This is a genomic window from Clostridium pasteurianum BC1, from assembly GCF_000389635.1.
Taxonomy (GTDB): Bacteria; Bacillota; Clostridia; order Clostridiales; family Clostridiaceae; genus Clostridium_I; species Clostridium_I pasteurianum_A.
Map to the genome: position 1 here is coordinate 4,681,055 of NC_021182.1, position 21,668 is coordinate 4,702,722.

19 protein-coding genes and 1 pseudogene are annotated in these 21,668 nt (G+C 31.3%); 4 read left to right on the plus strand and 16 right to left on the minus strand.

Annotated features, from left to right (window positions below; genetic code table 11):
* Nucleotides 1–12 precede the first annotated feature (12 nt).
* The 3 genes from CLOPA_RS21805 to murI all read right to left on the minus strand — a co-directional run bounded on the left by CLOPA_RS21805 (nt 13) and on the right by murI (nt 2,622).
* Nucleotides 13–393: a DUF3783 domain-containing protein gene (locus CLOPA_RS21805; RefSeq protein WP_015617581.1), complete on the minus strand. Its 381-nt coding sequence runs from the start codon at nt 391–393 to the stop codon at nt 13–15.
* A 490-nt stretch (nt 394–883) separates the two neighbouring features.
* On the minus strand, nt 884–1,399 hold the full coding sequence (locus CLOPA_RS21810; RefSeq protein WP_015617582.1) for a peptidylprolyl isomerase: 516 nt from the start codon (nt 1,397–1,399) through the stop codon (nt 884–886).
* A gap of 458 nt (nt 1,400–1,857) precedes the next feature.
* Nucleotides 1,858–2,622 (minus strand): glutamate racemase, encoded by a 765-nt coding sequence (gene murI / locus CLOPA_RS21815; RefSeq protein ID WP_015617583.1) that lies wholly within the window; start codon nt 2,620–2,622, stop codon nt 1,858–1,860.
* A gap of 781 nt (nt 2,623–3,403) precedes the next feature.
* Between murI and CLOPA_RS21820 the strand changes: the two genes are divergently transcribed.
* The gene (locus CLOPA_RS21820) at nt 3,404–5,488 is read left to right on the plus strand and encodes a glutamine synthetase III (protein ID WP_015617584.1); all 2,085 of its coding nucleotides are present in this window, start codon (nt 3,404–3,406) and stop codon (nt 5,486–5,488) included.
* 65 nt (nt 5,489–5,553) lie between these two features.
* Here CLOPA_RS21820 and proC read toward each other — a convergent pair whose 3' ends face one another.
* Nucleotides 5,554–6,360: a pyrroline-5-carboxylate reductase gene (proC, locus tag CLOPA_RS21825; protein WP_015617585.1), complete on the minus strand. Its 807-nt coding sequence runs from the start codon at nt 6,358–6,360 to the stop codon at nt 5,554–5,556.
* Between the two features lie 178 nt (nt 6,361–6,538).
* Between proC and proB the strand changes: the two genes are divergently transcribed.
* Together proB and CLOPA_RS21835 are read left to right on the plus strand one after the other, a co-directional pair.
* Nucleotides 6,539–7,339, plus strand: a complete 801-nt coding sequence (gene proB, locus CLOPA_RS21830) for a glutamate 5-kinase (RefSeq protein ID WP_015617586.1) — start codon at nt 6,539–6,541, stop codon at nt 7,337–7,339.
* 27 nt (nt 7,340–7,366) lie between these two features.
* On the plus strand, nt 7,367–8,623 hold the full coding sequence (locus CLOPA_RS21835) for a glutamate-5-semialdehyde dehydrogenase (RefSeq protein ID WP_015617587.1): 1,257 nt from the start codon (nt 7,367–7,369) through the stop codon (nt 8,621–8,623).
* A 13-nt stretch (nt 8,624–8,636) separates the two neighbouring features.
* Here the strand turns inward: CLOPA_RS21835 and CLOPA_RS24595 are convergent.
* The 11 genes and pseudogenes from CLOPA_RS24595 to asnS all read right to left on the minus strand — a co-directional run.
* Nucleotides 8,637–8,816: pseudogene (locus CLOPA_RS24595) on the minus strand (response regulator transcription factor); the annotation flags it as partial.
* A 41-nt stretch (nt 8,817–8,857) separates the two neighbouring features.
* Nucleotides 8,858–9,562 (minus strand): GntR family transcriptional regulator, encoded by a 705-nt coding sequence (locus CLOPA_RS21840; RefSeq protein ID WP_041711048.1) that lies wholly within the window; start codon nt 9,560–9,562, stop codon nt 8,858–8,860.
* A gap of 73 nt (nt 9,563–9,635) precedes the next feature.
* Nucleotides 9,636–10,523 carry an MBL fold metallo-hydrolase gene (locus CLOPA_RS21845; RefSeq protein ID WP_015617589.1) on the minus strand — a complete coding sequence of 296 codons (888 nt, stop codon included), beginning with the start codon at nt 10,521–10,523 and terminating at the stop codon, nt 9,636–9,638.
* 73 nt (nt 10,524–10,596) lie between these two features.
* Nucleotides 10,597–11,562 carry a CehA/McbA family metallohydrolase gene (locus CLOPA_RS21850; RefSeq protein WP_015617590.1) on the minus strand — a complete coding sequence of 322 codons (966 nt, stop codon included), beginning with the start codon at nt 11,560–11,562 and terminating at the stop codon, nt 10,597–10,599.
* A gap of 32 nt (nt 11,563–11,594) precedes the next feature.
* Complete coding sequence (locus CLOPA_RS21855; RefSeq protein WP_041711049.1) at nt 11,595–12,050, minus strand: hypothetical protein; 456 nt, start codon at nt 12,048–12,050, stop codon at nt 11,595–11,597.
* A gap of 336 nt (nt 12,051–12,386) precedes the next feature.
* Nucleotides 12,387–13,226: an ABC transporter permease gene (locus CLOPA_RS21860; protein ID WP_015617592.1), complete on the minus strand. Its 840-nt coding sequence runs from the start codon at nt 13,224–13,226 to the stop codon at nt 12,387–12,389.
* 74 nt (nt 13,227–13,300) lie between these two features.
* A complete protein-coding gene (locus CLOPA_RS21865; protein WP_015617593.1) occupies nt 13,301–14,467 on the minus strand; it encodes an extracellular solute-binding protein in 1,167 nt (388 codons plus the stop codon).
* Nucleotides 14,468–14,516: 49 nt separating this feature from the next.
* Nucleotides 14,517–15,500 (minus strand): ABC transporter ATP-binding protein, encoded by a 984-nt coding sequence (locus tag CLOPA_RS21870; RefSeq protein ID WP_015617594.1) that lies wholly within the window; start codon nt 15,498–15,500, stop codon nt 14,517–14,519.
* Nucleotides 15,501–15,520: 20 nt separating this feature from the next.
* Complete coding sequence (locus tag CLOPA_RS21875) at nt 15,521–16,354, minus strand: ABC transporter permease (RefSeq protein WP_015617595.1); 834 nt, start codon at nt 16,352–16,354, stop codon at nt 15,521–15,523.
* A 4-nt stretch (nt 16,355–16,358) separates the two neighbouring features.
* Nucleotides 16,359–17,042, minus strand: a complete 684-nt coding sequence (locus CLOPA_RS21880; RefSeq protein ID WP_015617596.1) for a glycerophosphodiester phosphodiesterase — start codon at nt 17,040–17,042, stop codon at nt 16,359–16,361.
* A 324-nt stretch (nt 17,043–17,366) separates the two neighbouring features.
* Complete coding sequence (asnS, locus tag CLOPA_RS21885) at nt 17,367–18,758, minus strand: asparagine--tRNA ligase (RefSeq protein ID WP_015617597.1); 1,392 nt, start codon at nt 18,756–18,758, stop codon at nt 17,367–17,369.
* A gap of 841 nt (nt 18,759–19,599) precedes the next feature.
* Between asnS and asnB the strand changes: the two genes are divergently transcribed.
* Nucleotides 19,600–21,441 carry an asparagine synthase (glutamine-hydrolyzing) gene (gene asnB / locus CLOPA_RS21890; RefSeq protein WP_015617598.1) on the plus strand — a complete coding sequence of 614 codons (1,842 nt, stop codon included), beginning with the start codon at nt 19,600–19,602 and terminating at the stop codon, nt 21,439–21,441.
* A 43-nt stretch (nt 21,442–21,484) separates the two neighbouring features.
* On the opposite strand, the gene rd is transcribed toward asnB, so the two are convergent.
* On the minus strand, nt 21,485–21,649 hold the full coding sequence (gene rd / locus CLOPA_RS21895) for a rubredoxin (protein ID WP_015617599.1): 165 nt from the start codon (nt 21,647–21,649) through the stop codon (nt 21,485–21,487).
* Between the last annotated feature and the right edge of the window lie 19 nt (nt 21,650–21,668).

The following is a 21,668-nucleotide window of genomic DNA, read 5'->3' on the forward strand; positions in this document are numbered from 1 at the left end:
ACTCACCAACCCTTATTTCTTTCGTCTTTCTGCCCATTTTCGTTCCTCTACCAAGTGTTCTAAAAGATCATCAAAAGTCCACTTAATAGATGTTGGGGTTACCACTGCGAATATGGTTTTTCTATCTACGCTGTTTCTAAATACCTTTATAGTTTTTTCAAGCTCTTCATCATCCAAATTATTAAATAAAACTACTTTTTCATTACTGACAATTCCATGTGCTACTGGTAAAATTAAACCCTGTATAATACTTTCTATCTTCATCTTACCCATATGTCTATCAATTACTTTGAATTTCACAAGCTTATTACTTAATACCAATTCACCTATATTCACAATTTCCTCTTGATTAAAGCCATATATTAAAATCAATTTATCATTATTAAGTGTCATAAACCTCTGCTACTTAAAATATAGACAAATGTGTCCATATTAAGATTTTTCCTTTTTCAACGTGTCCGATTTTGCATAAGCTACTTTCGTTTGATATGACACTCTAAAGGCGTAAATTCCCCAAATAGCCTTGGGTACATACCTATAAATTCTTTAAAGTGATTATTTACAGGTTCGTAGCATTCCCTTCCTTTCTTTTTTTATTTATCAAAATTATAAATCTTTATTTTTCACATCTACCAACAAGCACCATCAAGATACTACTCTATAGTTATTGCAACCCTTTCGCTTTGCAAATGGTTATTTTTCGCCTGTTTCGTAACCTTTTCCGATGAAAAGATAGAAGTAATTTATAGTCGCCATGGACTTTTTGCATACATTTGTTCATAATTGTCTATGCTTTTAGTAACTAAAGCTTTCCTCTTCTCTAAAACAATAGATATTTCTTTCAAAGTCTTATGAAATACTTTGAAAGAAATATCTATACGTTCTAAATTTTTTCCGGTTCATCATATTCTTTTTCGAGAGTATCTACTGTTACTTCTTGCATTATAATATCTTCTAGTGGCTTATCTCTGTAATCAGTTTTTGCATCCGCTATTTTTTTAGCTATATCTAAGCCCTCAATTACCTTTCCAAAGCCAGCATATTGTCTATCCAAATGAGGGGAATCTCCTACCATTATAAAAAATTGACTTCCTGCTGAATCAGGTGACATGGACCTTGCCATAGACAATACCCCTTCAACATGCTTTATATCATTTTTAAATCCATTAATTTCAAATTCACCCTTAATAGAATATCCAGGATTACCTGTGCCGGTTCCATTTGGACATCCTCCTTGTATTACAAAGCCTGGTATTACTCTATGAAAGATTAATCCATTGTAAAAACCCTTTTTAATAAGACTTATAAAATTATTTACTGTATTTGGTGCTAAATCTGGATATAATTCTGCTTTTATTATATCTCCATTTGATATCTTGATGGTAACTATAGGATTCATATTTATCCCTCCATTATTTTCTCTAATTTTATAACATTTATATTATGCACATTCAAATAAATAACTAGTCAGTATACTAGTCTATTTTGAATCCTACTGCGTCAACAGAGCCCTCAGATAGCTCACTATCTTGGTCACCTGTTTCCTTGTATGATCATATATTTCGCATCTTTGACTTACTATTTATTTTCATATGCCTTATTCATAATTATTATACACTAAAATTAATAAAAAAATAAGAAGGGGCTGTCTCAAAAGGAACAAATATTCATTAAATTTGAGAATGGCCTATTTGTTTATTAAAAATCAAATTTTAATAGTAGAATAGTTAAAAAACTGTTTCACAATACATATCTATGCATTGTGAAACAGTTCCTTCTTATAAAAATTTTATTGGGAAATAATTTTTTACCTTTATTTTACAGTAAATTCCAAATCTTTAACTAATTTATACAACTTTACATATTTAAAAGCTTTCTACTTAATTCAATTTTATCTTCAGAAGAATTTAATATTTCTACACTGCCTTTTTGACCACTTAAGTTTAATAAATTTAATGCCACAAGTTTTCTCTTTAACTGCTTAACAGTCCCCAAGCTTCCATCTATTATAGGAACATCTTGTGTAAGTTTTGATATTTCATTCTCAATAAAAGGATAATGTGTACATCCTAAAACAATAGCTGCTATTTCACTATTTATGTAAACAGATAATTTTTCCTTTAAATAATTTTCTAATTTATTTCCGCTTAAAACACCAGCTTCTATTAGCTCTACAAGTCCAGGACATGGCAGAAGCGTTATGTCAGCTTTATCATTATATTTCTTCAAGAGATTATTAAATTTTTTTTCCGCTAGGGTTACAGGTGTAGCCATAATTAACACCTTGCCTCTTCTTTTAATCTCTACAGCTGGTTTTAATGCTGGTTCTATACCTATAACAGGAATATTTGAATATCTTATTCTTAAGTCTTTAATTGCAGCACTTGTAGCTGTATTACATGCAACTACCAATGCTTTTATATTCTTTTCCATAAGAAAATCAGAAACTTGAAAACTCAATTGTCTCACTTCATTAACATTTTTAGTACCATATGGTGCATTTTTTGAATCACCATAATAGATAAAGTTCTCATTAGGCAGGAGCTTTATTGCTCTTTTTAATACACTAATTCCACCAACACCAGAATCAAAAAAACCTATAGATTTACTCTGCATTTCCACTATATCACCTCAGTCAAGCATTTGAAAAGAAATGCCTTATACATATATTCTAAATTCAATTTTATTATAACTCATACATATATTTTATTCTATAACCAATCTTACTACTTAGCAGCTCTATAACAAATAATATTTACTTAATAATCCAAGGCTATATGCCTTTATGTGAAACTTATATTAAGTTGTTATGAACATGAAAATTTTAATCTAACGATAGGTGAAATGATGCATTAATTTTGATTATTAAGTAAATATTAATAATGTGAATTTTACATAATCAAGCTATGATGTAGAAAACAAGCCATTTTACAATATATAAAGTGAAATTTGGTTATTTATAGTTAGCAGATCTTATTTTGGGGTTAAATTTAGAGTATTGGCATCTAAATTTATCATAATTTCATTTTTCATTAACTTTAACTAAAAAATTTATAACTTATATTGTATATCTTTAATAATTATATTATAATTAACAATATTACTGATATTTATTTCATAATATAATTTTACATTTTATTATTGTACATATGATAAATTTATTAAGGGATACTAATTTAGTCTATTTTATCTCTAAACTAATTTACCACTATAATTTTTGATATTTTTTAAGACATTTGAAAATAAATAGCTAGTAAGATATTAGATGTATTTTCCATGACACAGAGAAACATATTCCGTTGAGGATATAATGGATTTCTATAGAAGCAATATTATTAAAATACACTGATACGCTGACTGATTATTTTTTTGAAGATGCCTAATAATGAAAGGGGATTTCATAATGAGCAATTTAGTCGAAACTTTTGGTTCAAATGTATTTAGTGATGCAGTTATAAAGGAACGTCTTCCTAAAGCCACATATAAGGCTTATAAAAAGGCAATAGAAAAAGGTCTTGCTCTTGATTTAGATTCAGCAAATGTAATAGCTTCTGCAATGAAGGATTGGGCTGTAGAAAAAGGTGCTACTCACTTCACTCATTGGTTTCAGCCATTAACTGAAACTACAGCAGAAAAACATGATTCTTTTATCTCTCCAACTGGTGATGGTAAATTATTATTAGAGTTTTCTGGTAAAGAATTAATCAAAGGAGAACCAGATGCATCTTCTTTCCCTTCTGGTGGAATCAGAGCTACTTGTTCAGCTAGAGGTTATACTGCATGGGATATAACATCTCCCGCTTTCGTAAAAGATGGATCTTTATACATCCCAACTGCTTTTATTTCATATACAGGTGAAGCACTTGATAAAAAGACACCTCTTCTTCGTTCAATGGAAGCTTTATCAAAACAGGCTGTTCGTGTTTTAACTGCACTTGGAAACACTGCTACAAAAAAAGTTATAACAACTGTAGGACCTGAACAAGAATATTTCTTAGTTACTAAAGAATTATTTAATAAACGTCAAGATCTTATATATACTGGTAGAACTTTATTTGGTGCAAAATCTCCAAAGGGTCAAGAACTTGATGATCATTATTTTGGAACACTAAAAGAAAGAGTTTCTTCTTACATGAAAGAACTTGATGAAGAACTTTGGAAGCTTGGAATACCAGCAAAAACTAAGCATAATGAAGTTGCTCCTGCACAATTTGAATTAGCTCCAATATTTGGTACAACAAATGTTGCAACTGATAACAATCAAGTTACAATGGATCTTATGAAGAAAGTTGCATTAAGACATGGTTTAGTATGCCTACTTCATGAAAAACCTTTTGCAGGTATAAACGGATCAGGTAAACATAACAACTGGTCAATGAGCACTGACGATGGTCAGAATCTTCTTGATCCAGGTGCAACACCACATGAAAATACTCAATTCTTATTATTCTTAACTTCAGTTATAAAAGCTGTAGATGAATATGCAGATTTATTGAGATTGTCAGCTGCTAATGCTGGTAACGATCATCGTTTAGGTGCTAATGAAGCTCCTCCAGCTATTATCTCCATATTCCTAGGTGACCAGTTAGAAGATGTAATAGAACAACTTGAAAAAGGAGCTGCTACTACTTCAAAAACTACTGGAAACTTATCTCTTGGAGCTTTAACACTTCCAGTACTTGTTAAAGATGCAACTGACAGAAACAGAACATCACCATTTGCATTTACAGGAAATAAATTTGAATTCAGAATGGTACCATCTTCAGGAAATATTGCTGGTCCTAACATTGTTTTAAATACATCAGTTGCTGAAGTACTTTCTGAAGTAGCTGATAGATTAGAAAAAGCATCTGATATAAAAGCTGAAATTCAAGCTATTCTTACTGAAACAGTTAAAGAACATAAAAAAGTTATATTTAACGGAAATGGCTATTCAGATGAATGGGTAGTTGAAGCTGAAAAAAGAGGTCTTCCAAATGTAAAAACTACTGTGGAAGCTGCAAAAGCTTTAGTTGCTGATAAGAATGTAGCTTTACTTGAAAAACATAATGTATTAGATTCAACTGAATCACATGCACGTTATGAAGTTATTCTTGAAAACTATGCTACTACTATAAACATAGAAGCTGAAACAGAACTTTTAATAGCAAAACGTCAAATTTTACCTGCTGTTATTAAATTTGAAACTAGTTTAGCTAAATCAGTTGCTGCTGTGAAAGCTGCTGGTGTAGACGCTAAAGTTCAAACTGAAATACTTTCTGAAGTGGCTGAATTAGCTGGTTCATTAAAGACTAAGATAGCTGATTTAGAAGCTTCAGTAGAAAAAGCTCAAGGTTTAGAAGATGCTTACGATACTGCTCACTTCTACAAATTTGACGTATTTGAAAAAATGAGTGAATTAAGAGAAGTTGCAGATAAACTTGAAACTATAGTAGGTGCAGAATTCTGGCCATTACCAACTTATGGTGAGTTATTATTCGGTATATAAATTTAGTTAGTAAAAAAACTCCTTGTAAAAATTACAAGGAGTTTTTCTTATGTAATTATTAAATACTATTTGGCCATATTTTTAGACTTTTCTGTACATACTCTAACCGCTTCTATTACAGCACTTCTAAATTTATTTTTTTCAAGACAATAAACAGCCTCAATAGTTGTACCACCAGGTGAACACACTTCATCCTTCAATTGTCCCGGATGCTTGCCTGTTTCCAATACCATTTTAGCAGATCCAAGCACAGCTTGTGCAGCCATTTTGTATGCTTTTTCTCTAGGTAAACCCTCTAATACTCCACCATCTGCAAGAGCTTCTATAAACATATATACAAGTGCTGGAGAAGACCCACCTACACTGGTTACCACATCCATTAATTTTTCTTCAACAACTTCCGACTTACCAAAAGCCTTAAAAATATTTGATACTGATTCCATTTCATCATCTGTTACATTTCTGTTTCTACATAGGGATGCCATGCCCTCACCTACAAGTGCTGGTGTATTTGGCATTGCTCTTACGATCTTAATGTCCTTTCCAAAATACTTTTTAATGTTTTCTATACTCATCCCAGCCGCTATGGATACAATAACTACATTGCTTTTAACTGCAGCTTTAATCTTATCAATTACATGGGCATATTTATTAGGCTTAACCGAAAGTATTAATATATCAGCGAACTCTGCCACTTTCATATTATCATTGGTAGTTATTACATTGAAATTTTCCTTAACCTCCTGTAACGATGGATTTGATGGATTACTCACCATTATTTTTTGTGGAGAATAAAGCTTTGAAATTACAATGCCACCTATCATAGCCTTTGCCATATTTCCACAACCTATGAATCCTATATTTTTAGTCATCTTCATGCCGCCTCCTCTTATGCATTGAAAAAACACATATTACTGTGATATAATTAATTTAATTATATCACATTTTTTTACAATGTTTTACGAGTAAATTTAAATCTTTAATTGGTAATTTTAAAATGTAAATTTATCGAAAGGATAAAGCTTCATTAGCTTTTATATAGGTACGAATATGAATACTAGAAAAGAACATATAGATAACGCAAAAAAAATAGTAGTGAAAGTAGGTACTTCAACCCTTACTCATGAAAATGGACTTCTAAATTTTGATAGAATAGATAAACTAGCAAGGCAGCTTTCAGATCTTCACAATCAAGGTAAAGAAGTCATTCTAGTAACTTCTGGTGCCATTGGTGTTGGTACTGCAAAACTAGGAATAAAGACAAAACCCGAAACTATACCTGAAAAGCAGGCAGCTGCTGCAATTGGCCAGGGTATTCTTCTTCACATTTATGAAAAATTCTTTGCAGAGTATGGTCAAATAGTTGCGCAGATTTTACTTACCAAGGACGATATAACCAATAAAACAAGATACAGCAATGCAAAAAATACCTTAAACGAACTTTTGAAACAGGGTGTTATACCCATAGTAAACGAAAATGATGTTATTGCCACACATGAAATAAAATTTGGAGATAATGACACCTTATCCGCTTTAGTTTCAAGTATAGTGGATGCTGATCTCCTTATATTACTTTCAGATATTAATGGTTTATATGATTCAGACCCCCGAGCAAATAGAGATGCTAAACTTATATCTCTTGTAGATGAGATTACAAAGAAAATTGAAAGTTTTGGCGGTGCTCCTGGTTCAAAGCTTGGTGTTGGAGGTATGTACACTAAAATTAAAGCTGCAAAAATTGCAGTAGAACATGGTGTATCAATGATAATTGCAAATGGTTCTGATGACGATGTAATAAAAAATATAATATCAAATAAAGAAATAGGTACGCTCTTTTCAGCACATAAATAGTATATTTACAATAATGGAGGTTATTAAATGAATATTAATGATTATGTAATTGAAAAAGCTAAAAATGCTAGTCTAGCTGCACGAAAACTTGGTACTTTAGATACTAATATAAAAAACAATGCATTAATTGCCATGGCTGAAGCCCTTAAAAATAATGAAGAAAATATTTTAAAGGCAAACAGTATAGACGTAGAAAATGCTAAAAAAACCGGCACTACCACAGCACTTATTGATAGATTGACTTTAAATGAAAAGAGAATAGCTGGTATGGCAGATGGTCTTAGAAGCGTAGCTGCACTGCCTGACCCAATAGGTGAAGTTACTGGTATGTGGAAAAGACCAAATAACTTAAATATAGGTAGAATTAAAGTACCTCTTGGCACTATAGGCATAATTTATGAGGCAAGACCAAATGTAACAGTTGATGCAGCGGCACTATGCCTTAAAAGCGGTAATTCTGTTGTTCTAAGAGGTGGCAGTGAAGCTATAAATTCTAACCTGGAAGTCTATAGAACCATTAATGACGCGGCAATTAAAGCAGGCCTTCCAGAAGGTTCCATTGAATTTATAGATATAACTGAACGAGAAGCAGTAAATATTCTTATGAAACTTAATAAATATATAGACGTATTAATTCCAAGAGGTGGTGCAGGTTTAATTAATAACGTGGTAAATAATTCTACTGTACCTGTAATCCAAACTGGCGTTGGAAACTGTCATGTCTATGTTCACAGTGATGCAGATTTAGAAATGGCTGAAAACATAATAGTAAATGCAAAAACTCAAAGGCCTGCTGTTTGTAATGCCATGGAAACATTACTTGTTCACAAGTCAGTTGCCGAGGAATTTCTACCTAAGCTTGGAAATACTTTAAAAGCTTTAGGAGTGGAAATAAGAGGCTGCAGTGAAACTCAAAGGATACTTCCTTATGCAAAGCCTGCTTCTGAAGAAGACTATGAAATAGAATTCTTAGATTTAATATTGGCTGTAAAAGTAGTTGATTCCTTAGATGAAGCATTAGACCATATTTATAAGTACAGCACAAAACATTCTGAAGCCATAATAACAAACAGCTATGAAGCTTCTCAGCGCTTCTTAAAAGAAGTTGATTCATCTGCTGTATACGTAAATGCCTCTACAAGATTCACTGATGGAGGAGAGTTTGGTTTTGGAGCAGAAATTGGTATAAGTACCCAAAAACTTCATGCAAGAGGACCTATGGGCTTAAATGAACTAACAACTATAAAGTATATAATATATGGTGACGGACAGATAAGAAAATAGAATTTTTAATCTATTAAAAATTCTTAATATAAAATATGGCAAGTTGCGTCCTGTCCCTCAGGTTTAGTTTTTCAAGAAGACCAGTTACATAATTTCTAACAGTGCCATCGCTGATAAATAATTTATCAGCGATTTCTTTATTTGACATGCCTTCCCCTACCAGCTGCAGTATTTCAAATTCTCTTGGTGAAATTTTCTTGAAGAAGCAAAAGTATATTACATTTATTTTCTTAACTACATGTCTCTATCCCTTTTTACGTAAAATTTAATATAGCTATTATTCATGTAATCATAGGAATAAAAAATAGGCAAATCATTTTCGTCAAAATGCAGCTGCTTTAACAGCATGGTCTTGTCCCCAAGCTTTGTTAGTGCTTTCTTATCAAAAATACTGCTGCCATCTGGCAAACATATTTCACTTAACGCATAGCTTATATTTATACTCATTTTATCTTTTAACAAATTCAGCAAAGAGCCAGTTATACCTTCAGAGAAAAAGTCCCCTGCTATACTCTTTGGAAATATATTAAAAGTATATGCAAGATTTATATCTCCATTCTTCCTTGTTCTTTTAATAATAACTACATTCTCATCCGAATTTAACTTCTCACTCCACTCCTCAATTGTTTCTCTTTCATATACCTTCATATTCCCCTCGGATGCAACAATTCCAGTATTATTTATCATGGTTTTAGTACTTTGCAGCTTATTTAGAGAGCTATTTATTACTCCTCTGTTTTTGTTTACATAGGTTCCAACTCCATTTTTTGATATTAAAACCCCTTGCCTTTGCAAAAGTTTTATTGCTTCTCTTAAGGTGGATCTTGAAACCTGCAGCTGTTTTGCAAGCAGTGGTTCTGTGGGCAACTTGTCCCCTTCCTTAAATACACCATCTTTAATCATATTTTCTAGCTGCTGTTTTATTTTTAAATAAAGCAAGGTATTCACTTCTTTCCGTTAATATTTCTAGCAGTAAATATAGTTCTGAAATTTATGTATTATTAGCTTATTTCTAATCTATTTTTAAGCCATCATAGGCTACTATTATCTGAAATTTGCTATATTTTTTTACTTCTTTTTCTAACAATGCATGTGTCAGGTGATGCTTATGATTTATATGAGTTAAATATACTTTTGTATTACTATCTATAGTACCATTATCATAAAACACCTTTAAAACTTTTATCAAACTTATGAGATCTAAATGACCAAAAGGTTTATCTTCTTTTCTTATTTCTCCTGCAAAGGTACATTCCATAACTAATAAATCTATATACTTTTCTTTTAAATATTCTATTGTCTCTGCTAGTGGATATCCTGTATCAACACCATAAAATAATATCCTACCATCCTCCAAAGTTATAAAATAATTATTAGAATTCTCATTTATTCCAAAACCATAATGTGCTCCCTTTAATGGAACAACTTTCAGCTTTTCTATTTCATACTCTTTATAATATTCTATTGGTACGAATTCTACCATCTTATCTTTTATGACAGGTGAATTAGCAAAATTGCTCTCTCCCATTCTAAAGTCTTTTAACTGTTCCATAACCCACTGGTGTCCACTTTGACTTAGATAAATATTTATTTTTTCTCCAGCATCTCCATATACCATTTCCTTTAATAATAGTTCGGATAAACATAAATGGTCACTATGTGAATGAGTTATTAATATATGTTTCAGTTCAGTCATATCTAAGTTATGTTTCATTGATGTAGCCAATACATCAGGGCCAAAATCAATTTGAATTCTTTTATTTATTCTGAACGAACTTCTGAGCCTTAACTCTCTTCCACAAACTTTTCTTGCATTTTGACAGACTTTGCAGCCACATAAAGGGTTTGGTATACCCTCAGCAGCACCAGTACCTAAAAACATTAAATTATCATTTATCATTTTACTTATATATCCCCCAAACTAAAAAATTCTTACTTATGCTACTTCCTGAAGCAATAAAGCTTTTGTCAGATCAAATATATTTAAAATATATGGGATTACAAACTGCCAGAACTTCCCTATTCATTTTATCAAGTATTTCTGCTCTTATCCACTTAATACTACTATCTCCATTTATTTTAATGTTAATTTTGCTATTTTTACTGCATTTAACTTCCTTTACTCTTCCGAGATTGTCTACTAAATTTATTATTATGTTTCCTTCAATAGTTGTCCAATCTATATCAAAAAAAACATTATATAAAATGCCATCATTTTCTGACTTAATTGTTTCACCCATATTATAACTTTCCATATCTCTTTCAAATTCCATATTGAAGCGTGGTCCCTTTGACATAACCACTCTGCCAGATTTTATTGCTTCAATAATTGCCTCTTCAAGCTCCTGTGCTTCATCAATCAATAACCAATTAAATGCATTGCTTTCTTGAAAATGCTCTTTTCTATGAAAATCTCCACCATAAACAGCTGTAATAATTCTTCCTTCATTTAGTTTATTTTCCCAAAATTCCTGATTTTTTTTCCACTCGTTAAACTTATCAGTTACTCCATGCCAAACTTCAATAAAATCAATTTTACTGAAATCCACATCTTCAAAGCTATAGCCTCCACCAGTACATACAGGATCATCAACACCCCTAGGATGAGCAATTCCTATTATTCCATTATATTTATGAACGTAATCTGCAAGTTCATTTAAAGATTTAATAGTTAGGGTTTCCCATCTATAATAGGGAGCTCCAACTACAACAATATGTCCGTAAAAAGTAGTATACTCAATGCCCTTTATTATCTTAACACCTATTTCCTTTGAAATAGCATCGGCACCTTGCCAAGCTGCCATGGTATTATGATCTGTTAGAAACATAGCATCTACAGAAGTTTTTCTTGCGGCATAAGCCATATCCCTTAAATTATCTTTTCCATCTGAATTTAATGTATGGGTATGGGTGTGAATTTTTATCCATTTAAAACTCATTTATCATTTTCCTTTCTGAAAAACTTCTTTATTTATTCAATAAACGCATTTACAAAGATTTTCATATTATCTGTAAACACTCCATGTAAAGATATAACTATTTCCCACAGTCCAGTTTTTATTGGAGCATTTATGAATCCTGCGGTACTTTCCTTTGATGATATAATTATTGTTTGTTTTCCTATGTGTCTATGAGCACATCCAATATATTTATTATTATAATAAAGAGATAGCGTAGCCAAATTTTTTAACTCTTCCTCTCCTCTTATAAATTTTTCTTTTAAAGAGCTAATTTCTTCATGACTTAGATTTGAACTGCGATTTTCAAAAGCGTATATTATATCCCCTAACTCTTTTGCAACTCTAGGTAAATAATCAAATTCAATCTTTAAAATTTCTGCCTCTTTATCTACATTGAATTTGATACTTTTATGAGACTTTATATCACTTTTATTTACTGTTAAAGCTAAGTCCAAAATTTTTTCCACTTTTTTATCACGCCTTATAATTTATTTTTATCCGATGACTAGCCGCTGTAATATTCCGCCGCACTCTGTGAAAGCGATTCACACAAAATCTAAGATTTTGGTTCTCTGCTTTTATAAAACTGGAGATAACAGCGGCACGTCCCTGGATAATTCGTCTAAACTCAGTGGGAGCAAAAACTCCCACTAAGTAAGATTCATTGATTAACAATAAAACTACCATATAAGAAATAATGGTAGTTTTACTGATATTACATTCATCTGACAATTAGCCGTAAAACCCTTTTTCTTAAAAAGAAGTTAACTGAAGTGTATTTCTAGATAATTCACTAATCCTCCTTAAGATACCCACTTGTCCTCTTTCATCATGGAATAAATGTAGAAAAGCCCCACAATAGCTGATAGTATGAACATCATTACTGACATAGCAGCTGCTCTTGGGTAATTGGTAAACACATTAAATTCCTGCTGCAGAGCTACACCTAACATTCTTGGCGCATTAGTCCCCATTAAATATGGTGTTGTAAATTCCCCTATATTTCCCATAAATACAAAGGTTGCAGCTATTAATAAGGATCTATAAGTTAGTGGAAGTATTATCTCCATCAATATTCTTAATTTATTTGCTCCCACATCTCTTGCACTCTCAATTATTGAAGGAGATATCTTGGTTAAATCAGAAAGTATTAGCATAGTAGCAAAAGGAATATTAAACCATAAATTAACAATAATTATACCATTAGGGGTAAACATTAAACCAGGTTTAAAATCTATTCCAAACATCAGTAAAAATCTGTTGATTGCCCCTACGTCTTTAATTATCAACATTAAAGCATATACAGCCACTATTCCAGGAATGAATTTTGGTATTATATATATTTTTTCTATCAATGCTGCAATTTTGCTTTTACTGAATCTCAAATAAATTGCAAGCAGCAGAGAAATGCTTATACACAAAACAACCGTAATTATTACAATATATAGTGTATATCTAATATTATTAATCTGATTTTTATCAGTAAGTATACTTATATAGTTAGAAAAATCATACTTGTTCTCTTTCTCATTATATAGACTGAGTACAGCAGAATTAATTATTGGAACTATGATAACCATGAGCATTACAGCAAAAGACGGTAATACAAATAATAAGGCTTTCAGTTTACTATTTTTCTTCATAAAACCCTCCATAAATAGCTTTGTTGTGCCTCATCACAAAAGGCACAACAAAACTTCTAAATACTATTTAAATATTACTTTAAAGTAGCGATTTGATCCTGCCAACGTTTGTGTATATCTTTACTTAAATCACCTAAAGAATTTACTCTGAAGTCCTTAATTTTTAAACCAGCAAGCATATCAACAGATTCCTTTGGAAGCTTTGAAGTGTCAATTATAGGTAAAGCCTTCATTGAATCCATAAATATCTTTTGGCCATCACTTGAAGCTGCAAAATTCAAGAATATTTCTGCTGCTTCCTTATTTTTACTCTTAGCTGGAATTACCAATGATTGCACGCCGCCAGTAAAGGAAGGGCTAATTTGAGTAATTTTAATTGATTTTGGTAAAGTACCTTTAGATAATTGATCAAGTGCCATATCTGCCCAAGCTGGTATCATATCTACTTGTCCGTTTGCTAACAAATCTAAAGTACCTTGATTTTTTACTGGATATTGAACCTTTCCAGAAGCTTTATACATATATGGATGCAGTTCCTTTAATAAGTTAAAGCCTGTATCCCATTGTTGTTCCCACTTTGGATCATCTGAAGTGATAGCCTCCTGAGGTAAACTATTATATACTGAAGTAATTAAAAATGCATCCCCTGAACCTCCTGTTGTTGGGTCATTATAAGCAAATCTTCCAGGATGTGACTTTATCCAATCATATAATTCTTTATCTGTTTTTGGAACATCTTTTACTTTATCTGAATTATATGCTAGTACAACTGTTGTACCTCTAAAGACAAGAGCTTTATCCTGTCCCACAGATGATTGAAATTTTATATCTTTCATATTTGGAATTTTATCTTTGCTCAAGGTAACAACGGAATCTTTTCCTGCTGCCTTGAATAATTTGGCAATATCACTATCTGAAACTTCTACAATGTCCATATCTGTTTCTGTCTCACCAGCTTTTTCAGAAGCTATTTCTTTGTCTACAGCAGATTGTGCACTTGGACCTGAAGCTATAAATTGAAGATTAACAGTAATCTGAGGATATTTTGCCTTAAAGGCTTTTATTACCTGTTCCCAAGTTGTCCTAACGTTTTCCGATCCACCGGAATAAAGATTAATTGTAGCTGGTTTAATTGAGGAACTTTGACTAGAATTTTGGTTAGAAGCTCCACAACCGGTAGCTAAAAATGAAACTGAAACCGCTGCTGTAATTGCAAGTGATAAAATTTTTTTCTTTAACATAATTTAATCTCCTTTTTAAATAATTTATTTATATAAATTTATTTGGAAACTATTTATTAAAACTGTGATTACTCCTAAAACTTATTCCTACTCTGTCTCCCTGTGAGAAAGCCTTTGCTTCTTCTCTTGACAAAAATGCTTTTATTATTCCCTTATCTGTAGCTACACTTATTTCTACAAAATGTCCTAAAATCACACTGTTTACTATATCTCCAAAATAGTCGCCTATTTCATTTTTGTTTATAATTGTATTTTCTGGCCTAGCAGCAATTATCTTGTCCTCTTCTTCTATGAAGTTCATATTGCCTATAAATTCAGCCACAAATTTTGATTTAGGATTATCATATATTTCCTCAGGTGTTCCAATTTGTTCAAAAACACCTTTATTCATAACTACTATTCTATCTGAAAGAGTCATAGCTTCTTCTTGGTCATGAGTGACAAATACAATAGTTATACTTAATTCTGATTGAATTTTCTTTAATTCTTCTCTCATTTGAGCACGAATTTTAGCATCTAAAGCTGAAAATGGTTCATCCAATAACAGTACTGATGGCTTTAGAAGTAAAGCTCTTGCTATTGCTATTCTCTGTTGCTGACCACCTGATAATTGAGATGGATACTTTTTTTCTACTCCCTCCATTCTTATCAACGTCAAAACTTCTTTTATTTCACTTTGTATTTGTTTCTTATCAATTTTTCTAAGTTTTAAACCAAAGGCCAAATTCTCGAATATTGTCATGTGGGGCCAAAGATTATAGCTTTGAAATACCATAACTGTTGGTCTTTTCTCAGGTGGCAGATTTTCTATATTTACTTCATCTAATATTATTTCTCCCGAATCTGCCTCAATAAACCCACCTATAGCCCTGAGTATAGTAGTTTTTCCACAGCCAGAAGGTCCGAGCATTGTCAAAAGCTCGCTTTCGTATATGTTAAGGTTAATTCCCTCCACACCATCTCCATTTGAATATTTTTTTGTCAATTCTTTTAGAGATAATTTTATCTTTGCTTCGTTATTTTTTTTATTCATAAATACCTCTCCATCAAAAGTTATTTCATATTAAATCCGCTTGATAATGCATCAGCACCCAAAAATCTTCTTAAAATGAACAAAAGTATAACAGTAGGAATAATTAATACACAGGCTAATACTGCACCAGCTGTTGCAGGATAATCTATTATTATTGAATACATTGCAACTGGTATTGTTTTTATATCTGGCATACCTATAAGTAAAGTACCCTGTGCTTCTTCCATAGATGCTAAAAAAGTAAATATAGATGCTGTAATAATTCCAGGTAGAGCTAAGGGTAATGTAATATGCCTAAAGGTTTGCCATGGTGTGGCTCCAACATCTCGTGCTGCTTCTTCCTGCTGTTTATGTATACTTTTAAATGCTCCTGCAGGTATCCAGGTCATAAACATCAATGTATTTACAATGTGTACTAAAATAACCCCCGGCAAGGTTCCCATAAGCTTTAATTTAAAAAATACAACACCAATCATTATATACAATCCTATTTTAGGAAATGCATTAGATATTAAAAAAGAAAATAAAAACACTCTTCTTAAGGGGAAATCATATCTGGCAAAAGCATAGGCTGCTGGTATACATATTATTATTGATAATACAGTGGTTATTATTGCAAGTAAGAATGAAAGCATCACAGCTCCCGCTAAATCATCTTGACTCAATACAAACCCCCACCATTTAAAGGAAAATGCCTGTGGGAGAAAGGATGGATATTGATAACTGTCTCCAAAGGCTAGCATTATAAGATGTAAAATTGGAAAAAAGAAAAATATTAAAAAAATTCCAAATAGACAATAACCAAAAAAATTTTTCTTTCCCAGAGTATAGTATAATCTCTTTACACTGTTCATATAATCACCCTCTATCATCTTTAATTTCTGATATTAAATTTTTTAAAACATCTACTCTCTTTGTTGTTATGGAGTTCACCTCTAAAGCTATCATTCTTTTCATATTTTCATTATCATCAACTGTCCATACAGAGGACATCATTTTTCTTTCTTTGCAAGCATTTATCAATTCAGAAGTTACAAATCTGTAATTTATATTTATTCCCATGATGTTTAAGGATTCTAATTCATCAAGCAGCCCCACTAAATATTCCTTATCTCTTAGCCTTGTTATATTAAGTTTAGGAATTCCCAAATTTATAAAATAATTTGTTCCTTCAAGAATTTTTTTATTATCAATTATGCATTTGTAGTCAAGTCCTGTAAAAAATACTTTATTCTCAGCACTAAAATCCAAAATAATACTGTTAAGTTTATCAAGCACTTTAGCATCCTTAACATCAATATTTAACAATACAGCTTCTTCTCTCTTTATTATTTCCAGAACTTCTTCCAGTCTTAGATACTTTTCAAACTCCTTTGGCTTATCATGGCAAAGAACTAAGTTTCCATTTGAATCAATATTTAAATCAATTTCTATGATATCTGCTCCATATTTTATTCCTTCTTCAACTGCTTCTATACTGTCCATTTCTGTTCCCATACAACCCGCATGTGCAGTTATGTTTATTTTATTTTCATTTATCATAAATAAATATAACCCCCTTTTAATTTGCATCTGTCGGACATCTTAAGCTGTCCGACAGTTAATACTTTATACTATCAATGTTAATTTCATCTTTTGACTTGGTTAAGTTAGTGTTAAATAATAAAAAATTATGAAAATGTACAATAAGTTCTATTATTTGTCAATTTATCATTTATATATAGAGTTTTTCTTATTCAAAATTATATTAAAACACTAATAAACTACAAAAAATGACAATTAGGCAAGTAATTTTTAAATATTTAAAAATTACTTGCCTAATTGAAGATAATATAAAATTATTAACAATTCAACTGTAAACATATATTAAAATTCTGCTGAACCTGTTGTCCTAGGGAATGGTATAACATCTCTAATATTTGTCATCCCGGTTACATACATAATAATTCGTTCAAAACCTAATCCAAAACCAGCATGTTTTGTCTCCCCATACTTTCTAAGTTCCAAATACCACCAATAGTCCTCTTTATTAAGTCCTAATTCTAACATTCTAGCTTCAAGGACATCTAATCTTTCTTCCCTTTGGCTTCCTCCTATTATTTCACCTACTCCTGGTACAAGTAAGTCTGCTGCTGCTACAGTTTTATTGTCATCATTAATTCTCATATAGAAAGCTTTTATATCCTTTGGATAATCTGTTACAAATAAAGGCTTTTTAAAAACCTTCTCTGTTAAATATCTTTCATGCTCAGTTTGAAGGTCAATTCCCCATTTAACCTCATACTGAAATTTTTCATTTGATTTTTCAAGTATATCTATTGCTTCAGTATAAGTTATTTTACCAAAATCCGAATTTACTACATTCTGTAATCTATCAAAAAGAGTCTTATCCACAAATTTATTAAAAAACTCCATTTCTTCTGGAGCATTTTCCATAACATATTTTATAACATACTTAACCATAGCTTCTGCAAGTATCATATCATCTTCAAGATCTGCAAATGCTATTTCAGGCTCAATCATCCAAAATTCTGCTGCATGCCTCCCAGTATATGAATTTTCAGCCCTAAAAGTTGGTCCAAAGGTATAAACGTTCCTAAAAGCCAATGCAAAACTTTCTGCCGAAAGCTGACCACTGACAGTAAGATTTGTTTCTTTTCCAAAAAAATCCTTTGAATAATCTACGTCACCATCATTATTTCTAGGAACATTGCTTAAATCCAAAGTAGTTAATTCAAACATTTCTCCTGCACCTTCACAGTCACTACCTGTAATTATAGGAGTGTTAACATATACAAAGTTTTTATCCTGAAAAAACTTATGTATTGCAAAGGCAGCTAAAGAACGTACCCTGAATACTGCTGAAAAAGTGTTACTCCTTGGTCTTAAATGTGCAATTGTTCTTAAATACTCTAATGTATGTCTCTTCTTCTGTAAAGGATAATCCACACTAGAATTTCCTTCTATGATGATATTTTTTGCATGTATTTCAAAAGGCTGTTTTGCCTCTGGAGTTAAAACTACACTACCTTCTATATCCAATGAAGAACTGATAGAAATTTTACATATATCTTTAAAATTATCAAGACTTTTTTCAAAGACAATTTGAATATTTTTAAAAAAGCTTCCATCATTTAACTCTATAAATCCAAAGGCATTGGATGCTCTTATAGTCCTCACCCAGCCTGATATTCTTATATCTTTCCCATTGTACTCTTCTATTTTTCTATAAAGTTCTTTTATAAGTACATTTTCCATTTTTCTTCCTCCTACAAAATCATAAATAAAAGACCTTTCTCCCCTGATAATTTAAAGGGTGAAAGGACAGTTTGTATTACTACACTAGCTGCCATAGAAATGTTCAAAATATGATAAGATTAAAGCACCAAAAATCACACTAATCTATTTTAACATATAGAACCCCTCTAAGCCTACTTGAAAGCTCTTATTTATTAATTTTAAAATATTTTTTTATAGCCGCTGTACTATGATTATTTCACAAAGAGTATATTTAATAAAAGATATATACTATATATTGCGCAGATTTCACATTGGAACCACTATAGATGGTATAGTTGAAATTAGTTTACAGCTTTTTGTGGTCTAATCATACTATACAGAATGTAAATTTTTATTTATTATTAAATACATTTTTCATACATATCATTTCATAATTGATAATTATCTTAGATTATATATAGATATTATTAACATATTTCTAATTTATTAAGCTTATTTACACGAAAATTATAATATTTGATTTAATATATGTCAACTACTTACACCTGTTATAAGGGCAATTAACATGCACTAAACATACTAATTTCACCTTATTATATCTAGTAATATTTCATGTTTAATAAAATATATGTAATATATAATCAAATTGCTCCTAAACTAGAATAAATATTCATAATTAAATAAAAAGATTTTCTTATTAATAAATTATCTTCTATAAGGCACATTCAAATAAATAGTAAGTCAAAGATGCTAGTCTATTTATTTGAATGTGCCTTATACTTTCTCATCCCTCGTAACTAATATTCAGCATATATCATACACTAATTATATATTATTAATAATAATGGAGATTGATATAATGTGTGGAATTGCTGGCTTTGTTAATTTTAAAGAAAATATATTATATAATAAATATATCATAGAAAACATGACTGATACCTTAAAACAAAGAGGGCCTGATGAATTAGGATATTATCTTTCAAAACATACTCTTCTAGGGCATAGAAGATTAGTTGTTGTTGATCCTTCAGGCGGAAAACAACCTATGATAAAAACCTTAAATAATAATAAGTTTGTATTAGTATATAATGGAGAATTATATAATACGGAAGATTTAAGAAAAACGCTTATATCAGAAGGCTACCAATTTGATTCTTATTCCGATACTGAAGTATTATTAACAGCTTATATTCACTGGGGATATAAATGTGTGGAATATATTAACGGCATCTATGCCTTTGGAATTTGGGATGAAAAAAATAGAAGCCTATTTTTAGCAAGAGATCCTCTTGGCGTAAAACCTTTATTTTATACCCTAAAAAATAATTCTCTTATATTTGGATCGGAAATCAAAACAGTACTTGCTCATCCAGATGTAAAACCTATATTGACTAAAGAAGGCTTAACTGAGATATTTGGTCTTGGACCAGGTCGCGCTCCAGATAGTGGAGTATTTAAAGATATATATGAAATACCACCAGCACATTGCGGAATATATACTCCTTATGGCTTTAAAGTTGAGGAATACTGGAAATTGAAAAGTGAACCTCATACAGAAAATGTAGAAGAAACAGCTGAACATTTAAGAAATTTATTAGAAGATGCCGTAAAAAGGCAACTTGTTTCTGATGTACCAGTAGGTACTTTTCTATCCGGTGGTCTGGATTCCAGTGCCATTTCTGCTTTCGCAGCTGAAGAATTTAAAAAACAGGGGAAAATTTTAGATACCTACTCAATAGATTATGAGGATAATTCAAAATATTTCAAGGCAAACGAATTTCAACCTAACTCTGACAGTGAATGGGCAATAAAAATGCATGAATTTATAGGCAGTAATCATCATGGTATAGTGAATAGTAATAAAGATTTAGCTGATACTCTAGTGGATGCAGTAAAAGCCAATGATTTACCAGGAATGGCAGATATAGATTCTTCTTTCTATCTTTTCTGTAAAGCTGTGAGAAAGGAAAAGACTGTTACTTTATCAGGTGAATGTGCTGATGAAATATTTGGTGGATATCCCTGGTATAGGAGAGCAGAAGATATAAATGCAGATACCTTTCCATGGTCAAAATCTGTCAGTGAAAGAACTAAAATACTAAGTGGCGATTTAAAGAAACTTGATCTAGATAACTATGTAAGATTTCACTATGAAAATACACTAAAACAGGTTCCTCATCTTGATGGTGAAAGCAATTATGCCCATCGAATGAGAGAACTTTTCTATCTTAACATGAAATGGTTTATGCTTACTTTGCTCACTAGAAATGATCGTATGAGCATGGCAAGTAATTTAGAGGTAAGAATTCCTTTTGCCGATTATAGATTAGTTCAATATGCTTTTAATATTCCTCCAGAGATACGTTTTTATGGAGATAGAGAAAAGGGGATTCTAAGAAAGGCCTTAAAGGGAATACTTCCTGAGGATATTATTTATAGAAAGAAAAGCCCATACCCAAAAACTCATAACCCTAACTATACTAAAGTAGTTCAAAAATGGTTAGATAACATTTTAGATGATCCCAATTCTCCTATACTTCAATTAATTGATTTACCTATAGTAAGAGAAATTGTGAAAACTGGCGGGGAATCCTATAAAAAACCATGGTATGGTCAATTGATGACAGGTCCTCAGCTCATAGCTTACCTTATTCAAGTAGATACATGGCTAAAATTGTATAATGTAGATATTCAAATATGATATTAAAGGCCAGCAACAATTGCTGCTGGCCTTTAATATTTTCCTATTCTTCTACTTCTTCGAACTGATCCTTACCTACTCCACATAAAGGACATACCCAATCCTCAGGGATATCTTCAAAAGCTGTCCCAGGATTTACTCCATTATCTGGATCTCCATCTTCTGGATCATAAATATAACCACATACTACACATGTATATTTTTTCATAAAAATTCCTCCAATATCT

What these genes read in the sequence shown, in the direction of transcription:
- rd (WP_015617599.1), bottom strand. Translation starts at nt 21,649, where the DNA reads ATGAAAAAATATACATGTGTAGTATGTGGTTATATTTATGATCCAGAA.
- CLOPA_RS21870 (WP_015617594.1), bottom strand. Translation starts at nt 15,500, where the DNA reads ATGAATAAAAAAAATAACGAAGCAAAGATAAAATTATCTCTAAAAGAA.
- CLOPA_RS21850 (WP_015617590.1), bottom strand. Translation starts at nt 11,562, where the DNA reads ATGAGTTTTAAATGGATAAAAATTCACACCCATACCCATACATTAAAT.
- CLOPA_RS21860 (WP_015617592.1), bottom strand. Translation starts at nt 13,226, where the DNA reads ATGAAGAAAAATAGTAAACTGAAAGCCTTATTATTTGTATTACCGTCT.
- CLOPA_RS21805 (WP_015617581.1), bottom strand. Translation starts at nt 393, where the DNA reads ATGACACTTAATAATGATAAATTGATTTTAATATATGGCTTTAATCAA.
- CLOPA_RS21835 (WP_015617587.1), top strand. Translation starts at nt 7,367, where the DNA reads ATGAATATTAATGATTATGTAATTGAAAAAGCTAAAAATGCTAGTCTA.
- CLOPA_RS21875 (WP_015617595.1), bottom strand. Translation starts at nt 16,354, where the DNA reads ATGAACAGTGTAAAGAGATTATACTATACTCTGGGAAAGAAAAATTTT.
- CLOPA_RS21810 (WP_015617582.1), bottom strand. Translation starts at nt 1,399, where the DNA reads ATGAATCCTATAGTTACCATCAAGATATCAAATGGAGATATAATAAAA.
- proB (WP_015617586.1), top strand. Translation starts at nt 6,539, where the DNA reads ATGAATACTAGAAAAGAACATATAGATAACGCAAAAAAAATAGTAGTG.
- asnB (WP_015617598.1), top strand. Translation starts at nt 19,600, where the DNA reads ATGTGTGGAATTGCTGGCTTTGTTAATTTTAAAGAAAATATATTATAT.
- CLOPA_RS21865 (WP_015617593.1), bottom strand. Translation starts at nt 14,467, where the DNA reads ATGTTAAAGAAAAAAATTTTATCACTTGCAATTACAGCAGCGGTTTCA.
- proC (WP_015617585.1), bottom strand. Translation starts at nt 6,360, where the DNA reads ATGACTAAAAATATAGGATTCATAGGTTGTGGAAATATGGCAAAGGCT.
- CLOPA_RS21820 (WP_015617584.1), top strand. Translation starts at nt 3,404, where the DNA reads ATGAGCAATTTAGTCGAAACTTTTGGTTCAAATGTATTTAGTGATGCA.
- asnS (WP_015617597.1), bottom strand. Translation starts at nt 18,758, where the DNA reads ATGGAAAATGTACTTATAAAAGAACTTTATAGAAAAATAGAAGAGTAC.
- CLOPA_RS21845 (WP_015617589.1), bottom strand. Translation starts at nt 10,523, where the DNA reads ATGATAAATGATAATTTAATGTTTTTAGGTACTGGTGCTGCTGAGGGT.
- CLOPA_RS21880 (WP_015617596.1), bottom strand. Translation starts at nt 17,042, where the DNA reads ATGATAAATGAAAATAAAATAAACATAACTGCACATGCGGGTTGTATG.